General features: G+C 65.0%; 18 protein-coding genes and 1 pseudogene. 12 read left to right on the forward strand and 7 right to left on the reverse strand.

Annotated elements, in window-relative coordinates; translation table 11 throughout:
• Positions 1–161 precede the first annotated feature (161 nt).
• Both QQ977_RS00005 and QQ977_RS00010 read left to right on the forward strand, forming a co-directional pair.
• Positions 162–1,667, forward strand: coding sequence for a M20 family metallopeptidase (locus QQ977_RS00005; protein ID WP_285926771.1), 1,506 nt, complete (start codon positions 162–164; stop codon positions 1,665–1,667).
• Positions 1,660–1,821, forward strand: a complete 162-nt coding sequence (locus QQ977_RS00010; protein ID WP_285926773.1) for a hypothetical protein — start codon at positions 1,660–1,662, stop codon at positions 1,819–1,821. Before QQ977_RS00005 ends, QQ977_RS00010 begins: the two co-directional genes overlap by 8 nt.
• A gap of 79 nt (positions 1,822–1,900) precedes the next feature.
• Here QQ977_RS00010 and QQ977_RS00015 read toward each other — a convergent pair whose 3' ends face one another.
• Positions 1,901–2,875, reverse strand: coding sequence for a deoxyhypusine synthase (locus QQ977_RS00015; protein WP_285926774.1), 975 nt, complete (start codon positions 2,873–2,875; stop codon positions 1,901–1,903).
• A gap of 32 nt (positions 2,876–2,907) precedes the next feature.
• Here QQ977_RS00015 and QQ977_RS00020 point away from each other — a divergent pair.
• Positions 2,908–3,636 (forward strand): annotated as a pseudogene (locus QQ977_RS00020) (RNA-guided endonuclease InsQ/TnpB family protein); the annotation flags it as partial.
• A gap of 16 nt (positions 3,637–3,652) precedes the next feature.
• Here QQ977_RS00020 and QQ977_RS00025 read toward each other — a convergent pair.
• Together QQ977_RS00025 and QQ977_RS00030 are read right to left on the reverse strand one after the other, a co-directional pair.
• The gene (locus QQ977_RS00025) at positions 3,653–4,231 is read right to left on the reverse strand and encodes a DUF7110 family protein (protein WP_285926775.1); all 579 of its coding nucleotides are present in this window, start codon (positions 4,229–4,231) and stop codon (positions 3,653–3,655) included.
• A gap of 128 nt (positions 4,232–4,359) precedes the next feature.
• Positions 4,360–5,340, reverse strand: coding sequence for a ribose 1,5-bisphosphate isomerase (locus tag QQ977_RS00030; protein WP_285926777.1), 981 nt, complete (start codon positions 5,338–5,340; stop codon positions 4,360–4,362).
• Positions 5,341–5,451: 111 nt separating this feature from the next.
• On the opposite strand from QQ977_RS00030, the gene deoC reads away from it, so the two are divergent.
• Complete coding sequence (gene deoC / locus QQ977_RS00035; protein WP_285926778.1) at positions 5,452–6,138, forward strand: deoxyribose-phosphate aldolase; 687 nt, start codon at positions 5,452–5,454, stop codon at positions 6,136–6,138.
• A gap of 14 nt (positions 6,139–6,152) precedes the next feature.
• Here deoC and QQ977_RS00040 read toward each other — a convergent pair whose 3' ends face one another.
• The gene (locus tag QQ977_RS00040; RefSeq protein WP_285926779.1) at positions 6,153–7,331 is read right to left on the reverse strand and encodes an NAD-binding protein; all 1,179 of its coding nucleotides are present in this window, start codon (positions 7,329–7,331) and stop codon (positions 6,153–6,155) included.
• 114 nt (positions 7,332–7,445) lie between these two features.
• Here QQ977_RS00040 and QQ977_RS00045 point away from each other — a divergent pair, with 114 nt between their 5' ends.
• Both QQ977_RS00045 and mobA read left to right on the forward strand, forming a co-directional pair.
• Positions 7,446–7,733 carry a ubiquitin-like small modifier protein 1 gene (locus tag QQ977_RS00045; RefSeq protein WP_285926780.1) on the forward strand — a complete coding sequence of 96 codons (288 nt, stop codon included), beginning with the start codon at positions 7,446–7,448 and terminating at the stop codon, positions 7,731–7,733.
• A gap of 46 nt (positions 7,734–7,779) precedes the next feature.
• Entirely contained in the window at positions 7,780–8,391 is a 612-nt protein-coding gene (gene mobA / locus QQ977_RS00050; protein WP_285926781.1) for a molybdenum cofactor guanylyltransferase, read from the forward strand.
• 7 nt (positions 8,392–8,398) lie between these two features.
• Here the strand turns inward: mobA and QQ977_RS00055 are convergent, their stop codons facing one another.
• Positions 8,399–9,403, reverse strand: a complete 1,005-nt coding sequence (locus QQ977_RS00055) for a CapA family protein (protein ID WP_285926782.1) — start codon at positions 9,401–9,403, stop codon at positions 8,399–8,401.
• A gap of 329 nt (positions 9,404–9,732) precedes the next feature.
• On the opposite strand from QQ977_RS00055, the gene glnA reads away from it, so the two are divergent.
• Positions 9,733–11,088: a type I glutamate--ammonia ligase gene (gene glnA / locus QQ977_RS00060; RefSeq protein ID WP_285926783.1), complete on the forward strand. Its 1,356-nt coding sequence runs from the start codon at positions 9,733–9,735 to the stop codon at positions 11,086–11,088.
• A 27-nt stretch (positions 11,089–11,115) separates the two neighbouring features.
• Here the strand turns inward: glnA and twy1 are convergent, their stop codons facing one another.
• The gene (twy1, locus tag QQ977_RS00065; RefSeq protein ID WP_285926784.1) at positions 11,116–12,144 is read right to left on the reverse strand and encodes a 4-demethylwyosine synthase TYW1; all 1,029 of its coding nucleotides are present in this window, start codon (positions 12,142–12,144) and stop codon (positions 11,116–11,118) included.
• Positions 12,145–12,315: 171 nt separating this feature from the next.
• On the opposite strand from twy1, the gene QQ977_RS00070 reads away from it, so the two are divergent.
• On the forward strand, positions 12,316–12,459 hold the full coding sequence (locus tag QQ977_RS00070) for a hypothetical protein (RefSeq protein WP_285926785.1): 144 nt from the start codon (positions 12,316–12,318) through the stop codon (positions 12,457–12,459).
• A 123-nt stretch (positions 12,460–12,582) separates the two neighbouring features.
• On the opposite strand, the gene QQ977_RS00075 is transcribed toward QQ977_RS00070, so the two are convergent.
• Positions 12,583–13,260, reverse strand: coding sequence for a phosphoglycolate phosphatase (locus QQ977_RS00075; protein WP_285926786.1), 678 nt, complete (start codon positions 13,258–13,260; stop codon positions 12,583–12,585).
• A 96-nt stretch (positions 13,261–13,356) separates the two neighbouring features.
• Between QQ977_RS00075 and pyrE the strand changes: the two genes are divergently transcribed.
• The 4 genes from pyrE to QQ977_RS00095 are packed head-to-tail and all read left to right on the forward strand — an operon-like array spanning position 13,357 to position 16,858.
• On the forward strand, positions 13,357–13,884 hold the full coding sequence (gene pyrE / locus QQ977_RS00080) for an orotate phosphoribosyltransferase (protein WP_285926787.1): 528 nt from the start codon (positions 13,357–13,359) through the stop codon (positions 13,882–13,884).
• A 50-nt stretch (positions 13,885–13,934) separates the two neighbouring features.
• The gene (gene proC, locus QQ977_RS00085) at positions 13,935–14,708 is read left to right on the forward strand and encodes a pyrroline-5-carboxylate reductase (protein WP_285926789.1); all 774 of its coding nucleotides are present in this window, start codon (positions 13,935–13,937) and stop codon (positions 14,706–14,708) included.
• Positions 14,701–15,534, forward strand: a complete 834-nt coding sequence (gene proB / locus QQ977_RS00090) for a glutamate 5-kinase (protein ID WP_285926790.1) — start codon at positions 14,701–14,703, stop codon at positions 15,532–15,534. Before proC ends, proB begins: the two co-directional genes overlap by 8 nt.
• Positions 15,527–16,858, forward strand: coding sequence for a glutamate-5-semialdehyde dehydrogenase (locus QQ977_RS00095; RefSeq protein ID WP_285926791.1), 1,332 nt, complete (start codon positions 15,527–15,529; stop codon positions 16,856–16,858). Before proB ends, QQ977_RS00095 begins: the two co-directional genes overlap by 8 nt.
• Positions 16,859–16,931: the final 73 nt, after the last annotated feature.

A 16,931-nucleotide genomic window follows, 5' to 3' on the forward strand; every position in this document is an offset into this window, starting at 1 on the left:
CCGTCTTCTTTCGTTTACGTACTTCTGTCCGACAGTATCAAGGAGACACATCCACAGCTCTGTAATCGATTGTTGAGACTGCTGTGCTGGCGCTGTCGGATCGACGAGAGCGACGAAATCGATCCAGAAGGTCCATTTGAAGCGAGACCACACGACGGGATATGGAGCCATTCGACGGGTTCGATCCGGCAGAACGGGCGGTCCTTGAGCGGGGCCGGGCGTGGATCCGCGAACACGAATCCGAGTTGCTCGAGTTCCTCACCGACCTCGTTTCCCGTCCGAGCGTGACTGGCCGGGAAGGGATACACGACGATCCCGAGTCGGTCGTCGGCTCCCTCTATGCCACCCTCGCCGAGCGGACGGACCGGGCGATTCTCGACGTCCAGCGCGTGCCCGACGACGACCGAGGGCCACGAGAGAACTGTTATGCGGTTCTCGAGGGCGCGACCGACGAGGTGTTCGTCTGTACGAGCCACACCGACACGGTCGCGCCCGGGGACGAAACGGACTGGCCAGGGAACGACCCCTACGACGCATCCCCGGGTACGGTTCGCCGGATAGAGCCGGGAACGATCGAGCTCTCCGTCGACGGCCGCGTCGAACGACGGTCCATTCGCGACGCGTACGATCGTGTCTGGGATCGTCGCGACGCCACCGAACGCGACGTGCTCGTCGGTCGTGGGACCTACGACAACAAGGCGTCGGTCGCGTGTCTCGTCGGAGCGTTGCTGGGGCTCGAGTACGCCCTCGAGCAGGAGGACCGACGGCTCGGTGGGACGCTCGTCCACGGCCACCTCGTCGGCGAAGAGATCGCCCAGGTCGGCGCGAAGGCGATGGTCGGTCGGGGCGACCGGGCCGGCTGGTTCCCAGAACGGTTCCCCGACCCGGAGGGTGCGGCGGTCGTCATGGACGGCTCCTACGGGTTCGTGCCGGCGGTCGGCCACCGCGGACTCGCATGGGTCACCCTCCGAGCCGAGGGCGAGTCGACCCACGCCTCGACGCCGCATCTCGGGACGAACGCGGTGCTCGAGACGGCAAAGGGGTTGGCTGCGGTCGAGGACGCGTCGTTTCGCGAGGCGATTGCGTCGCCGTTTGTCGACGACACGCTGCTTGGTGAACTCACGGTGGCCGCCGGAACGACGATCGTCGGCGGCGACGTCAGACGAGACCGGAACGGAACGCTCGCGCGTGCCGGCGTCAACGCAGTCCCCGACTGGTGTGAGACGACCTTCGACGTGCGGTTTCCCCGATGGGAAACGTATCCGGACGACCCCGACGCGATCCGGACCCACTTCGAGGAGACGATCGAGGCCCACGTCGAAGCGCAGACCGGCGACGTCGCCGTGACCGCGACCGTCGACCCCGACGAGTACTTTCCGCCGGTCGCCCTGGCGGGGTCCCGCGAGGCAGCGCGGGAGCACCCGCTCGTCGAACGGGCGATCGACGCGGCACGGTCGACCGTCGGCTACGACCCTGGTGTGGCGGTCGCCCCCGGTGTAACCGACGCGGCCTCGATCTACTCGGCCACGCGATTGCCGACGATCGTCGAGTACGGTCCGGCCGGGGCGTTCTCGCACGAACCGCTCGAGTTCGTCGAACGCGAGTCCGTTCTCGACGGCGCGGCCGCCATGCTCGAGCTGACGATTCGACAGCTCGGAGTTGCTTGATACACACGTCGACCCGTGGACGCCGTCTCGAACAGGACCGCTGTTCGACGTTGAGATCGGCGACGATCGGGTCGTCGATTTCGTCGCGACTGTCGACATGCAAGCGCGTACGACGGTCGGAACGCTCGTCGTTCGTCCGGACGAACCGCTGTAACCGCTTTTTCTGCGATCCAGCTCGGGTCGAGCGACGGCTGTGTCTCGACGCCGAGGGTGGTCGACGAAACGACAGCCTTCTAGTAGAACGCTTCAGCAACGAGCAGCGGCAACACGAGCGTGGCCTCCGCTTCGACCTGCGTAAAGTTGGTCTCGGTATCGTCTTTGACCTTTCCCCACGAAACGGCTTCGTTCGGTGGGGCGCCCGAGAGCGAGCCGTCGCCTTCCATTCCCGTCGAAATGTACACCGCATACTCCGCACCGCCGCGGAACAGGTTCGTCATGATCGCGTGATGTTTCGGTACGCCGGCACCCACTGCGATGAGGCCGGTCTTCTCCGCGAGCATACCGTCTTCGATGAGCGACGTGTAATCGTCGAGAATCTCGATACCCACATCTGCATCCTGTCCGCGGCTGTAGTAATACAGGAAATTCCCGACTTCCGCGTCGGTCAGTGCCGGACAGTAGATGGGGACGTCGTTGTCCGCCGCCTGTTTCAGCACCGAATCCTCATCGTCCAGCGTCTCGCCGAGTTCTCGAGCGAACGCGGTCGGCGTTCGGACCTTCTCTTCGGCGAAGAACTCGTCGAAGAAGTCATAGAGGTACTCCTCGAGCCAGACGTAACGATCGGACGGGACGAAGATGTTCCCGAGGCGGTTGATTCCGCGTTCGCGGAGGGCGGCTTCGTCGGCGTCCCACTCTCCCAGTTTGAACGGCTTGGCTGTCTTGATGACGTCTTCCGTGAGCGAGCCGGAAGTGGTGATAATGACGTCGACGTGACCGTCGCGAACGAGTGCTGCGATGACCTCACGCAGCCCCGACGAGATGATGTTCGACGTCAAGGTGAGATAGATCGTCGCATCTTCGTCTTGCATTCGCTTCGTGATGTCGATCGCTTCGGCGAGGTGCGTTGCCTGAAAGCCCGTGGTTTCGTAGGTCGCGAGCAGGTCCGAGAGCGTCGTTTCACCGCGGAAATCGTGTCCGCGGATGTCGGCCGTCTCAAGCGTTTCGTCGCTGCCGGGTACGACGTGGTCCCGGGTCGAATCGTCGTCCATATCGGACCAAGTGGCTAGTCGCGTTTGAATCACTCGAGATGGACCGCGAACCGCCCGAACCGCCCGAGAATCCTGAGAAGTGCGTCGGAATCGATGTGGGGATTCTCAAGTACGCCCATGATACGGACGGCACGGCGGTCGGGTCGCTCGACCTTTCGAACGAACGTGAACGCTTGGAGCGCGAGCAACGGAAGCTCTCGCGGAAGCAACACGGCTCGAACAACTGGGAGAAACAACATCAGCGCGTCGCGGAGTGTCACGCCAACCTCCGACGGAAGCGCCGCGACTTCTTGCACAAACTCTCGAACTACTACGCTCGGGAGTACGACCTCGTGGCGGTCGAAGACCTGAACGTGAAGGGGATGATGGAATCGCCGTCGAACAGCCGCAACACCGCATCAGCGGCGTGGCGGACGTTCCTCTCGTTGTTTGAATACAAGTGTGAGCGGGAGGGGACACACTTTGTGGCGGTCAACCCGAGAGGGACGACCAAGGAGTGTGCGTCGTGTGGCGTTTCGACGGAGAAGCCGTTGTGGGTCCGTGAACATTCCTGTCTTGCCTGCGGGTTTGAGGCGGACAGGGATGCGAACGCGGCGTGGAACATTCTTTCTCGCGGCCTCGAAGATGTAGGAGTGGGATACTCCGAATCAACGCCTGTGGAGACTGCGCTCGCTGTGGACACCGTCGTGTCTGCAAAGCGCGTCGTGGAAGCAGGAAGCCCTACCCTCAAGGAGCGAACGGCGTCAGCCGTGAACGAATAGGGTAGGGTAGGGTAGTTCACTCGCTGATGAACTTGTTGTCCCGCCAGTTAACCCCACCTTCGGAGTCATTGCGATCGCGCGGTCCCTCGACGACCTCGACGTCCGCCGGCCGAGGCTCGCCGTCGACGATGCGAGTCGCCTCGAGTTCGCCGTCCCGTTCTGAGATCGCTGTGAGGGTTCCCTTCTCGGTCTGTTCGGCGATCCCACACAGTACGAGGAACATTTCGTACTGGAGCAGGGAGTTCTGCAGGACGGTCTCGCGGTCGCCTTTGAACGCGGCGAACTCGATAAGTTCCGATTCGATCTCCTCTTCTTCCTCTTCGTCCCAGCGGAAGGAGTTGCGTCGCTCGTCCGGATCCTCTTCGTAGACCCGGTTTTCGGTGACGCTCGCTTTCAACTGTGCCGTCGGCGTGTACTTGCTTACGTCCTCGTCCTCGGCGACGGCTTTAAGGATGAGCGTGTTGTTTCGTCGTGTGATCTCGACGTCGTCGATCCCGTCCGGGAACGTCATCGCCTCGATGTGGTCGTGGAGGTCATCGAGTGGCAGTTCGAGCGTCGAGTGGAGCCGATATACGTGTCTGGATTCCTCTGACATGGATGGAAAGGGGAGTTCTCTCAGGTGCTAGTACGCGGGCGTGGCTTATATGACCTGCTATTATATTCCGTCTGAAACTGACAATAAATAACGGTCGCAGGAGTGTGTCGTTCGGAAAACGCGGCCGATCATCTCTCCCACGGCTCGGCCGTCGTCTCGCCGAACAGCTCGCGCATCAGGATCACGATGCTCTCTGGTGGGAACTGTCCGTGTTCGGTGACGATCGCGTCGACGTGACGTGGCGGGGTGACGTCGAACGCGGGGTTTTCGACGGCGGGTCCCGGATCGTCCGGCCGGCCGTCGGTGATCGCCTCGCGTTCGGCTGTCGACAGCACCTCGGTCTCCGCACGGCGTTCGATCTCGACGGTGTGACCGGTCAACGTGTCCGGATGGAGCTTGATCGTTTGAGCGGCGACCACAACCGGAACGCCCCGCTCGCGCGCGCTGACTGCAAGCCCGCTCGTGCCGATCTTGTTGATGACACTGCCGTCGGCCGCGATGCTGTCGGCTCCGACGAGCACGTGATCCGCCGCGTCCAGGTACCGGTGGGCCGCATTGTCGACGATCAGCGTCACGGGAACGTCCCACCCCCGCAACTCACCGGCCGTGATATGGCCCTGCTTTCGCGGCCGCGTCTCTTTGACGATCGCCTCGAGATCTTTCCCCGACTCGACTGCCGCCTTCACGCACGCGAGCGCGTCCGTGGAATGACAGTGAGTCATCACGACGTCGCCGTCTTTCAGCCGGTTTGCTCCCACCTGGCCGAGTCGATCCTGTGCCTGCTCGAGGTCGCCGCGAAATTGCTCGGCGCGGTCGATCGTCGCCGTCCGGAGTTCGGCGACGGTCTCGCCCTCGAGGCCACGAAAGACGTACCGGAGCGCGTTCGGCAGGCTGACTGCAGTCGGGCGCGTCTCGTACAGCTCCCGCGCAGCGGCCTGCAACTCCGCGCGAAATGCCTCCGGCGTCGTCGCGTCCGACTCCTCGGCCTGGGCTGCGAGTGCCGCCGCGGTAGCGTCTGCGATGGCTGCAGCGCCCCGTGTCTCCATCGACTCGATGGCGGTCGCGGTCTCGAGGACGGCCGGGGCGACGGCCGGGCGGTCCGCTGTCATGGGTAGTGGTTGGTCCCCGCAGACCAAAAGGAACGTGGGCGGTCGTACCCCGGCGCGACGTTGCCGACCGACGACGGGCGGCTTTTTGATGGTTCGCCGATTCGAGTACCCATGGACCGCACCGAACTCGCGCCCATGATCGACCACACCGTGCTCGGTCCCGAGACGACTCCCAGCGACGTCGACCGGGTCCTCGAGGAAGCGGCCGAGTACGGCACGAACGCCTGCATTCCGCCGTGTTACCTCGAGCACGTCCCCGACGAGGGAGACGTCACAGTCGCGACAGTGATCGGCTTTCCCCACGGTCAACACGCCACCAAGGCGAAGCTCCAGGAGGCCGTCCTCGCCTGGCAGGCCGGCGCGGACGAACTCGACGCCGTCTGCAACGTCGGCCGACTGAAAGCCGGCGAGGATGAGGCCGTCGCCGACGAACTGAGCGAACTCGTCGCCGCCGTCCCGATCCCGGTGAAGGTCATCCTCGAGACGCCGCTGCTTTCCGACGCGGAGATTCGGCGGGCCTGCGAGACAGCTCTTGAGGCCGACGCCGCGATGGTCAAGACCGCGACGGGGTTTGCCGACGGCGTCGGTTCGGAGAAACGACGTGCAAACGACAGCGCCGCAAGCGGCGGCGCGACCGTCTCGGACGTCGAACTGATGAGCGAGTACCTGCCCGTGAAAGCAAGCGGCGGCATCGGCACGTACGAGGAGGCGATGGCGATGATCGACGCCGGAGCCGAGCGGATCGGCGCTTCCAGCGGGACCGAGATTCTCGAGGGGGCACCCGAGAGCGACCCCTGATCACGCTCGAACCGTCACTCCTGTCCGAGCAACTGGTCGACGACCGGGGACTCGTCCTCGCCGAGTGCCGAGCGCACGAGCAGGTGGCCGCCGAGTTCGGACAGCGCGATGACGTCGTCAGCGCCGGCGCGTCTGAGCTTCGGGGTGTTTTCCCGGTCGTTCGCGACGGTCGCGATCCGGGCGTCGGGCCGGAGTTCCCGGGCGGTCAGCACGGCGAGTGCGTCCTGTGCGTCGTCGTCCGTGGCCACGAGGATCGCCCGTGCGTTCGCGATCTTCGCCCGCCGGAGCGGCTCCTCGTCGCTCGGGTCGGCGGTGAGAACGCGGACGTCCTGTTCGGAGAGCTGTGTGGCCGCCCGCTCGTCGTCGGTGACGACGAGAAACTGGACGTCGGCGGCGTCGAGTGCGTTCACGATCGGTTCGGTCAGGTTCCCGTGGCCGAGCACGAGGACGTGGTCGTCTAGGAGTTCGAGTTCTGATTCGGTCATGATTCCGAGCGTCTTCGAGAGCCGGGCCTGGATCGCCGGCCCGACGAGTGCCCCGATGGCGATACCGAAGCTGGCCACCCCGAGGACGACGACCGACATCGTAAACAGCATCGCTTCCTCGCTGCCCGGCGTCACGTCGCCGTAGCCGACGGTACTCGAGGTGATCAGCGTGAAGTAGAAGGCATCGAGCAGCGTATCGATCCCCTCGAAGTCCTCGCGGAGGGCGAACGCGCCGAACGTGCCGTAGGCCTGGACGCCCACGAGGGCAGCCCCTGCCGCGAGCTGTGTCGTCGTAAGCGACAGCGACCGATCGAACCGGCCGCGGGTGAGAAACAACGAGGGGATAGCAAGCACCGAGAGGACGACCAGCGGCAGGGCGTAGATGCTCGCCTGCAACAGCCCCTGCAAGGCGGTGATCGGCAACAGGACGAGCGTCGCCCACCAGCCGACCCGGAGTCCACGCCGGAGCGCGAGCGCGCTCGCGACCATCAGAAAGCCCGTGAACGCGCCGGTAAAGCCAGCCGTGTTCTGGACCGGCTCCGGCACGTGTGGCGCGAGCGGGCCGTAGACGGCGTCGACGTCGAGGTTGACGATCCCGGTCACGACCGACAGCAAGGCGACGGAAAGTGCCAGCGCGACGGTCGCCCGCGTCGTCAGGACGCGTCGCCAGTTCGTCGCGAGCTCTTCGCCCGGCTGCTCGTCGGCCATACTGGCTGGTGTGTGGCCGTGATGATAAACGTCTCGAGCGACCACGAACGGAGACCTCCGGAGAGACGGGCCCGTGGCGGTAGCTACTTGCCGTCGGGACCGAAAGCGCCATACATGGAGTGGAAGCTGTTCGCCGACCTCGCAGAACACGCGGGAGACCGACACGTGACCGTCGACGTCGATTCCGGTGAGACGGTCGGAGACGCCCTCGATGCACTGCTCGAGGACCGTCCGGCGCTCGCAGACCGGGTTCTCGACGACGACGGCGAGTTACGATCCCAGATCAACGTCCTTCGAAACGGCGCAGACGTCGGAAGCCAGGAAGATGGTCTCGAAACCGAACTCGACGCCGGTGACGAGTTAGCGCTGTTCCCGCCGGTAAGCGGCGGCGGCAGGCGGTAGTCGCGCTCCCAAAACGGCTTTTGGGTATCCGCTCGAATCGTCTCATGTGTCAACCGGTGTCATCCTCGCTGGCGGTCGGTCGACCCGATTCGGCGAGACGGACAAGGTAGTCGCCGAACTCGCTGGCGTTCCGATGATCCGTCGGGTCGCAAAGCGGCTCGCTGATGCGGTCGACGCCGTCGTGATCAACTGCCGTCGCGACCAGTGCGAATCGATCGCGGCGGCGATGGACGGATATCCCCACGACGTCGGATTCGCGATCGACGAAGAGCCCGATCGCGGTCCGATGGCCGGCATCTACGAGGGACTTCGGGCCGTCGACAGCGAGTACGCCGTCGTCGTCGCCTGTGACATGCCGTTTGTCGATCCCGCGTTCGTCCAGTACCTCCTCGAGCGCGTCGCCGGCCACGAGGCCGCCGTCCCACGACTCGAAGATCGGTGGTTCCAGACCACCCAGGCGGCCTACCACGCCGACGCGATGGCGACCGCCTGCGAGGATGCACTGGACGACGGCGAGCGAAAGATCATCGAGCCGCTGTTCGAACTCGACTACGTCGTCCTCGACGAACCCGACGTTCGCGAGCACGCGACTCTGGAGACGTTTCGAAACGTCAACACGCGCGGGGAACTCGAGCGGGCGGCTGCCGATCTCGGATAGGCTGGTATTAGCCCCGGAGGTCGAGGACCAGTTCCTCGCCGTCGCGTTCGAAGCTCGTCCCGAACGGTTCGGAGAGTTCGCGCATCCGATCGCGCGACCACGACGCCGCCGGCTCCGTAGCGCGGTAGACGGTACAGCGTTCGATCATCGTCGGGAACAGTCGAAGCGTCTCGATCGATCCCGTCTCCGACTCGAGCGTGGCCGTAAACAGAAAACTCCGATCGTTGCGACGTTCGTGGTCGACGGCGTAGTCGTCGACGAAGTCGCCACAGTCGTACAGGACGGGAACGTCGTCGATCACCTCGATCCCCTGGAAGACGTGTGCGCTGTGGCCGTGGACGAGGTCGACGCCCTCGTCGACGAGAAACCGGGCGAACCGGCGGAACTCGGGTGGTGGCTCGGTAACCATGTTCGGTCCCCAGTGTAGCGAGGCGACGAGCAGGTCCGGCTCCGTCGCGTTCGCGTCAGCGATCGCTTCGCCCGCTCGCTCTCTCGCGAGGTCGTCGTCGTCTCCGATGGGGACGTAGGCGGTCCCCGGCTCGTCGGGCCCGACCGCGTACTCCGGCGTGTTGTCGGTCAGCGAGACGAACGCGATCGTCACCCCATCGACCTCGATCGTCGCCGGCGCGAACGCCTCGCCCTCGGTTCGACCCGCACCCGCGTGGGCGATCCCCGCCTCGGACAACTCCTCGAGCGTATCACGCATGGCGGGTTCCTCGAAATCCAGCACGTGGTTGTTCGCGAGCGCCGCAAACGAGACGCCGGCGTCGGTGAGTGCGGGTACGGCCCACGACGGATCGGCACGGAAATGAAAGGGCCGGTGCGTTCGCGACCAGGGCGAGCCCCGCGTCGAGAGAGCACACTCGAGGTTGATCGCCAGCGCGTCGAGCGACCGGAGCCGCTCGCGGACGTCGCCCCAGACCTCGCTGACGTCCCGGGTCCGGTACCGTTCGTCGACGAGTCGGCCGAGCATCACGTCGCCCGTCAGACCGAACCGGAGGGTGCCCGTCATACTCGCCCATCGTACGACATCCACCGAAATAAAGGGCCGTCCGTACATGCCGCGGCGGCTGTCACAAGTCGCGAGTGACGGTCTCGGGACGAGGGGTGGTGACCGTCGGCTGATCGCCGGCCGACTCCGGCGTGCGAACCGGACGCGTGGTCTCCGTATGGCTGACCATTCGTCCGCCATGCCCCGACTTTTGTGTACACACCAACGATAATGTCTCTTCGGAAGAGCGTAGAAAAGGACATTCGTGTCGATATCGGGTCCAAAAGATCATACTTGCTCTATACACAAACGCTTTAGTACAGCGTTCGTTTGGGATAGGTGAGTAGAAGATGACGAACGGAAACCCGACTACGGCAGAACGCGACGTACTCGAAACGATCGAGGCGGAAGACGTCGACTTCCTCCGTCTCCAGTTCACGGACATTCTCGGGACGGTCAAGAACGTCTCCGTCCCAGCTCGCCAGGCCGAGAAGGCGTTCACCGAGGGGATCTACTTCGACGGCTCCTCGATCGAGGGCTTCGTCCGCATCCAGGAGTCGGACATGCGCCTCGTCCCCGACCCGGAGACGTTCGCGGTCTTGCCCTGGCGGGCCAACGGCGAGAGCGCCGCCGCGCGGATGATCTGTGACGTCTACGACACCTCCACGGACGAACCCTTCGAGGGCGATCCACGCTACGTCCTCAAACAGGCACTCGAGCGCGCGAAAAAGCTCGGCTACACCGTCAACACCGCGCCCGAACCCGAGTTCTTCCTGTTCGAGGAAGATGAGGACGGTCGGGCGACGACCGAGACCGCAGACCACGGCGGCTACTTCGACGTTGCACCCAAGGACCTGGCGAGTGACGTCCGCCGGGACATCATCTACGGGCTCGAGGACATGGGCTTCGAGATCGAAGCCAGCCATCACGAGGTCGCCCGCGGCCAGTACGAGATCAACTTCGAGTACGACGACGCGCTCTCGACGGCGGACAACGTCGCGACCTTCCGGACCGTCGTTCGTGCGATCGCCGCCGAACACGACCTCCACGCGACGTTCATGCCGAAACCGATCCCGCGGATCAACGGCTCGGGCATGCACACCCACATGTCCCTGCTGACCGAAGACGGCGAAAACGCCTTCCACGACGAAGACGACGAGTTCGACCTCTCGGAGACGGCCCACTCGTTTCTCGCGGGGATTCTCGAGCACGCCCCCGCGATCACGGCGGTCGCAAACCCCACCGTCAACAGCTACAAGCGCCTGGTGCCGGGCTACGAAGCGCCGGTCTACGTCGCCTGGTCCGATCGCAACCGATCGGCGCTAATCCGCAAACCCGCCGCACGGGTGCCTGCGGCCTCCCGAGTCGAACTGCGTTCGCCCGACCCCTCCTGTAACCCCTACCTCGCCTTCGCCGCCATGATCCACGCCGGGCTCGACGGCATCGAGCGCGACCTCGAGGCACCCGAACCTGTCCGGGAGAACATCTACGAGTTCGACGAGGAAAAACGCGAAGAGTACGGTATCGACACGCTGCCGGCGAACCTCGGCGACGCCGTCGCCGCCCTCGAGGACGACGACGTGATCTACGGCGCACTCGGCGAGCACGTCGCGCCGAAGTTCGTCGAAGCAAAGACCCAGGAGTTCGAGGAGTACATCGTCGAGGTCTCCGAGTGGGAACTCGGGCGCTACCTCGAGACGTTCTAACGTCGCTCGTCGCCAGCTTCCGACGGGCTAGTCCCCGACGACCGGATCGCGCTCCCAGAAGTCGCTGTCTTTTTTCAGTTTCGGGACCCAGGTGTCTGTCGTCTTCGAGAGGAGGGTGACGTGGGAGGCAGGCACCTGTTTGAGTTCGGGGTGGTCGGGCATGTACTCGCCGACGCGTTCGGCAAACTCGACGACCGCCTCGTGGTCGGGCATCGACGACCGATCGAGCCGGCCGCGAGAGTGACCGACGTGCATGTACGCCTTGAGTTCGACGAAGTCGGGATCGGCCCGCCGGAAGAGTCCGGCGTACCAGCCGGGGCTGTGCATGTTCTCGCCGTCGATCAGCGTCGTCCGCAGGACCGTGCGAGTCTCGTCTTTCGCCGCGAGGACGTCGAGCGTCTCGAGCAGTTTCTCCCAGGCGTCGTCCTCGGTGGCCTTGACGACCTGATCGAAGGTGTGACGCTCGGGAGCGTCGACGCTGACGTAGAGCTGGGTCGGATCACACTCCCGGATCACGTCGGGCCGGGTGCCGTTCGAGACGAGGAACGTGGTGACGTCCCGGTCGTGAAACGCCTCGATGAGTTCGGACAGGTAGGGATACAGCGTCGGCTCGCCGTCGAGACTGATGGCGACGTGGCGTGGCTCCATCGCTTCCTCGAACACCTCACGGGGGACTTTCTCGTTACCGCCGAAGCCCGAGAGTAGCTTCTTCTGGAGGTCGATCGAGGCGTCGACGACGGCTTCGGGATCGTCCCACTCGACGTCGTCCATCTCGTAGGCGTGACCGCTGTGATCGCGCCAGCAGAAGACACAGCGCTCGTTACAGCGGACGACCGGCGTCATCTGGATGCAGCGGTGGGACTCGATGCCGTACCAGATGTTCTTGTAACACTTCCCTTCGCCCCGCAGGGCGTTTTTCGTCCAGCCGCAGGTCTGGGCCGCCGTGTGGTTCTCGTTGTGGTAGTCCGGGTTCGAGACCTGCATCGGCCCGCCGTCGTCGTCCTCGTCGTCGGTGTCGACGCCCGCACCGACGCCCGTATCGGCGGAGTCGCTCATGTTGCCCTCGCTTGGACAGGGATCGTCAAAAGGCGTGTGGTGTTGATCGTCGGAACTGGATCCGCCCAACGCGGAAAGAATCGACGCCACCCGTCGACGACAGACCCGTAAGCCCCCACATTGATCGATACCACACCATGCAGACGACTCCGGGTCCGCTGGTAGGTCGCGATGGTCCGGAAAGCTATCACGTTCCGGACCGGCGAGTATCCGACCACGGAAGACGCGATGCTGGCCGCGGGCGCGTACACGCTGGTGCTTCTCGGACTGGTCACGCTGCTCTGGGTCTACTACTCGAGGGAACGGGTGGACTAGAGACCGGACCGGCGGGCCGCCCGACCGAGACGGGCGACCGCGTTATACTATCGGACGTAACTGTGTGACGATTCTCGCCACCCCGGTGCGGCGAGAATCTTTCACGACTTCCGTCCGGCAGTATTAGCTACCGTCCCGAACGCGCTCGAGCACCGACAGGGTCCCGTCGGCGTGGGCCGTTTCCAGGACCTCGTCGGCCGCTGCCTTCGCTACCTCGTCGGCGTTCGAGACGGCGACGCTGTGGCCGACGACCTCGAAGGTGGCGGCGTCGTTCTCGGAGTCACCGACGGCGACCGTCTCCGCGAGGTCGAATCCGACCGCGTCGGCGACGGCCTCGACGCCCGCGCCCTTGTCGACGGCCGGATCCTTGACGTGGTAGGCGTAGCCGGAGTCGATCACCTCGAGGCCGTGTTCGGCCGCAAGTTCTCGCAGCGGCGTCTCTGGCTGGGAGTGCTCGACGGCGATTTCGGTCTCCCGCCAGCGGTTGACGGTGTCCTCTGGCCCCCACCCGAGCGAGTAGCCGGCGTCTTCGTAGGCTTCGGCGACCGCTCGGGGCGCGTCGGGATCGGCGGTGAAGTGGACCTCCTCGCCGGTGTAAACGACGCCGCCGTTCTCGGCGACGACGAGTTCGGGGATGCCGGCGAAGTGACAGAGTGCGACCGGGTACGGAAAGGCCTTCCCGGTGGCGAGAACGACGGGAGCGTCCCACGCACGAAGCGGATCGAAGATGCGCGGGTCGATCCCCCATGTGTCGGGGCGGGTGAGCGTGCCGTCGATGTCCAGCACGAGCGGTGGCGTCATGCTCGAGGCTCGGGGCGTGGCCATCCTAAATGGGACGGTTCCGGTGGGTGCGCGATTTCACACCGTTTATGCCGATCCGTCGCCCCTCTCGGAACAATGACGAACCAGAAGCTCATCGACGCCTTGCGTGAGGCAGAGGCCGTCCAGTTCGGCGAGTTCGAACTCGTCCACGGCGGCACGAGCGAGTACTACGTCGACAAGTACCTCTTCGAGACCGACCCGCGCTGTCTCGAGTTAGTCGCCGAGGCCTTCGCCGAGCGGGTCGACGACGACGCGAAACTCGCGGGCGTCGCCCTCGGCGCGGTGCCACTCGCAGCTGCGACGAGCGTCGCCGCCGGCGTCCCCTACGTCATCGCACGCAAACAGCGCAAGGAGTACGGTACCGGGAACCTGATCGAGGGTCGCCTCGAGGAGGGTGAAGAGGTCGTCGTACTCGAGGACATCGTCACGACGGGAACGAGCCTGGTCGAGGCCATCGAAGCGCTTCGGGAGGCGGGTGCGACCGTCGACCGCGCGCTCGTGGTCGTCGACCGCGAGGAGGGCGGTCGCGAGAACGTCGAGGACGCCGACGTCGAGATGGACGCACTCGTGACAGCAAGCGAGTTACTCGCCGACCGCGAGTAGCAGTCGAATCCAAAGGTGTATGTCCGTCTCGCCACCTCGAAGCAAGTAGGATGACAGATGTGAGCGTCATCGGCTGTGGAAACATGGGGAGTGCCCTCCTCGAGGGGCTCTCGGCGTCGGGTGAGTACACGTTGACGGCGTGTGACCTCGATCCGGACGCCCTCGAGGCGGTGTCCGCATACAGCTCGCGGACGACGTCGAACCTCGAGGAGGCGGCCGAAGCGGACGTCGTCGTCGTCGCCGTGAAACCCGGCGTCATCGAGAGCGTCCTCGCGGACCTCGAGCTGTCGCCGGAGCAGACGCTCGTCTCGATCGCGGCGGGCGTCGAAACGGCCACCCTCGAAGCGCACACCGACGCGACGGTCGTGCGCGTGATGCCGAACCTCGCTGCCGAGACGGGAACGATGGCCGCGGCGGTGACCGAACACAGCGTGACCGACGAGGTCCGGGACCTGCTCGATTCGGTCGGCGAGTACGTCGAGATCCCCGAAGCACAGATGGACATCGCGACCGCCGTCAACGGCAGCGGGCCGGCGTTCGTCTACCACCTCCTGGGCGCGATGGCCGAGGCCGGCGTCGAGGGCGGTCTCGAGCCCGAACAGGCCCGGGTTCTTGCCGCACAGACGTTCAAGGGGGCCGCCGAGACGGTCCTGCGCTCCGAGGACGACCTCGAGGCGATGATCGACGCGGTCTGTTCGCCAAACGGGACGACCATCGAGGGGATGAACGTCCTGTGGGACAGCGACGCGGACCGGGCGGTCACGGACGCAGTGATGGCAGCCGCAGAACGCTCCAGGGAACTCGCGGAGGGAGACGATGAGTGAGACAGTCGCCCCGGACGCGATCGAACGGGCACGTGAGCTCGCGGCCGACGCCGACCGCGTCATCGTCAAGGCCGGCACGAACTCCCTGACCGACGAGGACTCGAACTTGGACGACGAGAAACTCGACAAGCTCGTCGACGACCTCGCGGATTTGCTCGCACGGGACACGGAGGTCATCCTCGTCTCCTCGGGTGCGATCGGGGCCGGCAAGGGACGAGTGGACTACACCGGCGAGACCGTCGAGGAGTCCCAGGCGCTGTCGACCGTCGGACAGAGCCACCTGATGCGTCGCTATACGGAGAGTTTCGAACGGTACGACCGGAAGGTCGCCCAACTCCTGCTCACCCAGCACGACCTCGAGAACACCGACCGCTTTACGAACTTCCGGAACACGATCGAGACGCTGCTGGAATGGGGCGTCGTCCCGATCATCAACGAGAACGACGCGGTCGCGACGAAGGAGATCCGCATCGGCGACAACGACATGCTCTCCTCGTCGGTCGCCATCGGCGTCGACGTCGACCTGCTTGTCACGCTGACCGACGTCGGCGGCGTCTACACGGGCAACCCCAAGCGGGACCCCGACGCCGAACGCATCGAGGCCGTCGGCGACAACTACGACGAGGTCCAGGCCATCATCGACGAGAGCTCGAGTTCGACCTTCGGCGGCATCCAGACCAAGGTCCAGGGCGCACGCGAGGTCAGCGAACACGGCATCCCGGCGATCATCGCCAGGTCGACCGAGCCGGACGTGCTCGAGCAAATCGCTACTGGCAAGGAGGTCGGGACGCTATTCGTCCCCATAAACGGTGTCACCGATGAGTGAGAAATCGATCGAAACCAAGGTAGCGGAGGCAGAGAGCGCCGCCTTAGAGCTCGCAACGCTTCCCGACGAGAAGCGCCGCGCCGGCCTCGAGGCGGTCGCCGACCTGATCGACGAGCGCCACGAGGAGATCCTCGCGGCAAACGAGAAAGACGTCGCCGAAGGCGAGCGGATGCTCGAGGAGGGGGAGTACACGCAGGCACTCGTCGACCGCCTGAAACTCTCCGAGTCGAAACTCGAGGACATCTCCGAGATGGTCAGAAGCGTCGCCGCCCAGGAGGACCCCCTCGAGAAGACCCTGGAGGCGCGACGGCTCGACGAGAACCTGGAACTGTACAAGGTCGCCGTCCCCATCGGCGTCGTCGGGACGGTCTTCGAGTCCCGACCCGATGCGCTGGTCCAGATCGCCGCGCTCGGGCTCAAATCCGGCAACGCCGTCATCCTCAAGGGCGGCAGCGAGGCCGCCCACTCCAACCGGGTGCTGTTCGAAATCATCGAGGAGGCCACCGCCGACCTGCCGACCGGCTGGGCCCAGCAGATCGAGGCCCGCGAGGACGTCGACGCGATGCTCGAGATGGACGACGCGATCGACCTGCTGATGCCACGGGGTAGCTCGGCGTTCGTCTCCTACATCCAGGACAACACGAGCATCCCCGTACTCGGCCACACCGAGGGGATCTGTCACGTCTTCGTCGACCGCGAGGCCGACCTCGAGATGGCCGAAGACATCGCCTTCGACGCGAAGGTCCAGTATCCGGCGGTCTGTAACGCCGTCGAGACGCTACTGGTCCACGAGGACGTCGCCGCAGACTTCCTCCCCGGAATCGTCGAACGCTACGAGGAGGCCGGTGTCGAACTGCGTGGCGACGAACTGACCCGCGAAGTCGTCGACGTCGACGCGGCGACCGAGGAAGACTGGGACACCGAGTACGGCGACCTCGAGCTCTCGATTGCGGTCGTCGACTCGCTGTCGGCGGCGATGGACCACATCACGACCCACGGCTCGAAACACACCGAGTCGATCGTCACCGAGGACGACGACCGCGCCGCGACGTTCATGCGCGGGCTCGACTCCGCGAGCGTCTACCACAACGCCTCGACGCGATTCGCCGACGGCTACCGCTACGGCCTCGGCGCGGAGGTCGGCATCAGCACTGGAAAAATCCACGCCCGGGGTCCAGTCGGACTGGAGGGACTGACGACGTACAAGTACCACCTCGAGGGCGACGGCCACCTCGTCGCCACCTACGCCGGCGAGGACGCGAAACCGTACCGCCACGAGGAGTTCGACGGAGAGTGGACGTCCGGGACGCTCTCCGACGAGTAAGAGCTCTCGAGTGCGGTCGGTTTGAATCGTTTTTCTCCGACCTCATACCCGGGGAGCGTCAATTGAGAAACCG

It is taken from the genome of Natrialbaceae archaeon AArc-T1-2 (genome assembly GCF_030273315.1).
GTDB lineage: Archaea > Halobacteriota > Halobacteria > Halobacteriales > Natrialbaceae > Tc-Br11-E2g1.

Excerpts from the sequence above, each read along its gene's own strand:
- QQ977_RS00070 (WP_285926785.1), top strand. The coding sequence starts at position 12,316 with ATGGTCCGGAAAGCTATCACGTTCCGGACCGGCGAGTATCCGACCACG.
- QQ977_RS00005 (WP_285926771.1), top strand. The coding sequence starts at position 162 with ATGGAGCCATTCGACGGGTTCGATCCGGCAGAACGGGCGGTCCTTGAG.
- QQ977_RS00030 (WP_285926777.1), bottom strand. The coding sequence starts at position 5,340 with ATGACAGCGGACCGCCCGGCCGTCGCCCCGGCCGTCCTCGAGACCGCG.
- glnA (WP_285926783.1), top strand. The coding sequence starts at position 9,733 with ATGACGAACGGAAACCCGACTACGGCAGAACGCGACGTACTCGAAACG.
- twy1 (WP_285926784.1), bottom strand. The coding sequence starts at position 12,144 with ATGAGCGACTCCGCCGATACGGGCGTCGGTGCGGGCGTCGACACCGAC.
- proC (WP_285926789.1), top strand. The coding sequence starts at position 13,935 with ATGACAGATGTGAGCGTCATCGGCTGTGGAAACATGGGGAGTGCCCTC.
- QQ977_RS00095 (WP_285926791.1), top strand. The coding sequence starts at position 15,527 with ATGAGTGAGAAATCGATCGAAACCAAGGTAGCGGAGGCAGAGAGCGCC.
- pyrE (WP_285926787.1), top strand. The coding sequence starts at position 13,357 with ATGACGAACCAGAAGCTCATCGACGCCTTGCGTGAGGCAGAGGCCGTC.
- QQ977_RS00055 (WP_285926782.1), bottom strand. The coding sequence starts at position 9,403 with ATGACGGGCACCCTCCGGTTCGGTCTGACGGGCGACGTGATGCTCGGC.
- deoC (WP_285926778.1), top strand. The coding sequence starts at position 5,452 with ATGGACCGCACCGAACTCGCGCCCATGATCGACCACACCGTGCTCGGT.
- proB (WP_285926790.1), top strand. The coding sequence starts at position 14,701 with ATGAGTGAGACAGTCGCCCCGGACGCGATCGAACGGGCACGTGAGCTC.
- QQ977_RS00015 (WP_285926774.1), bottom strand. The coding sequence starts at position 2,875 with ATGGACGACGATTCGACCCGGGACCACGTCGTACCCGGCAGCGACGAA.
- QQ977_RS00045 (WP_285926780.1), top strand. The coding sequence starts at position 7,446 with ATGGAGTGGAAGCTGTTCGCCGACCTCGCAGAACACGCGGGAGACCGA.
- QQ977_RS00025 (WP_285926775.1), bottom strand. The coding sequence starts at position 4,231 with ATGTCAGAGGAATCCAGACACGTATATCGGCTCCACTCGACGCTCGAA.
- QQ977_RS00075 (WP_285926786.1), bottom strand. The coding sequence starts at position 13,260 with ATGACGCCACCGCTCGTGCTGGACATCGACGGCACGCTCACCCGCCCC.
- QQ977_RS00040 (WP_285926779.1), bottom strand. The coding sequence starts at position 7,331 with ATGGCCGACGAGCAGCCGGGCGAAGAGCTCGCGACGAACTGGCGACGC.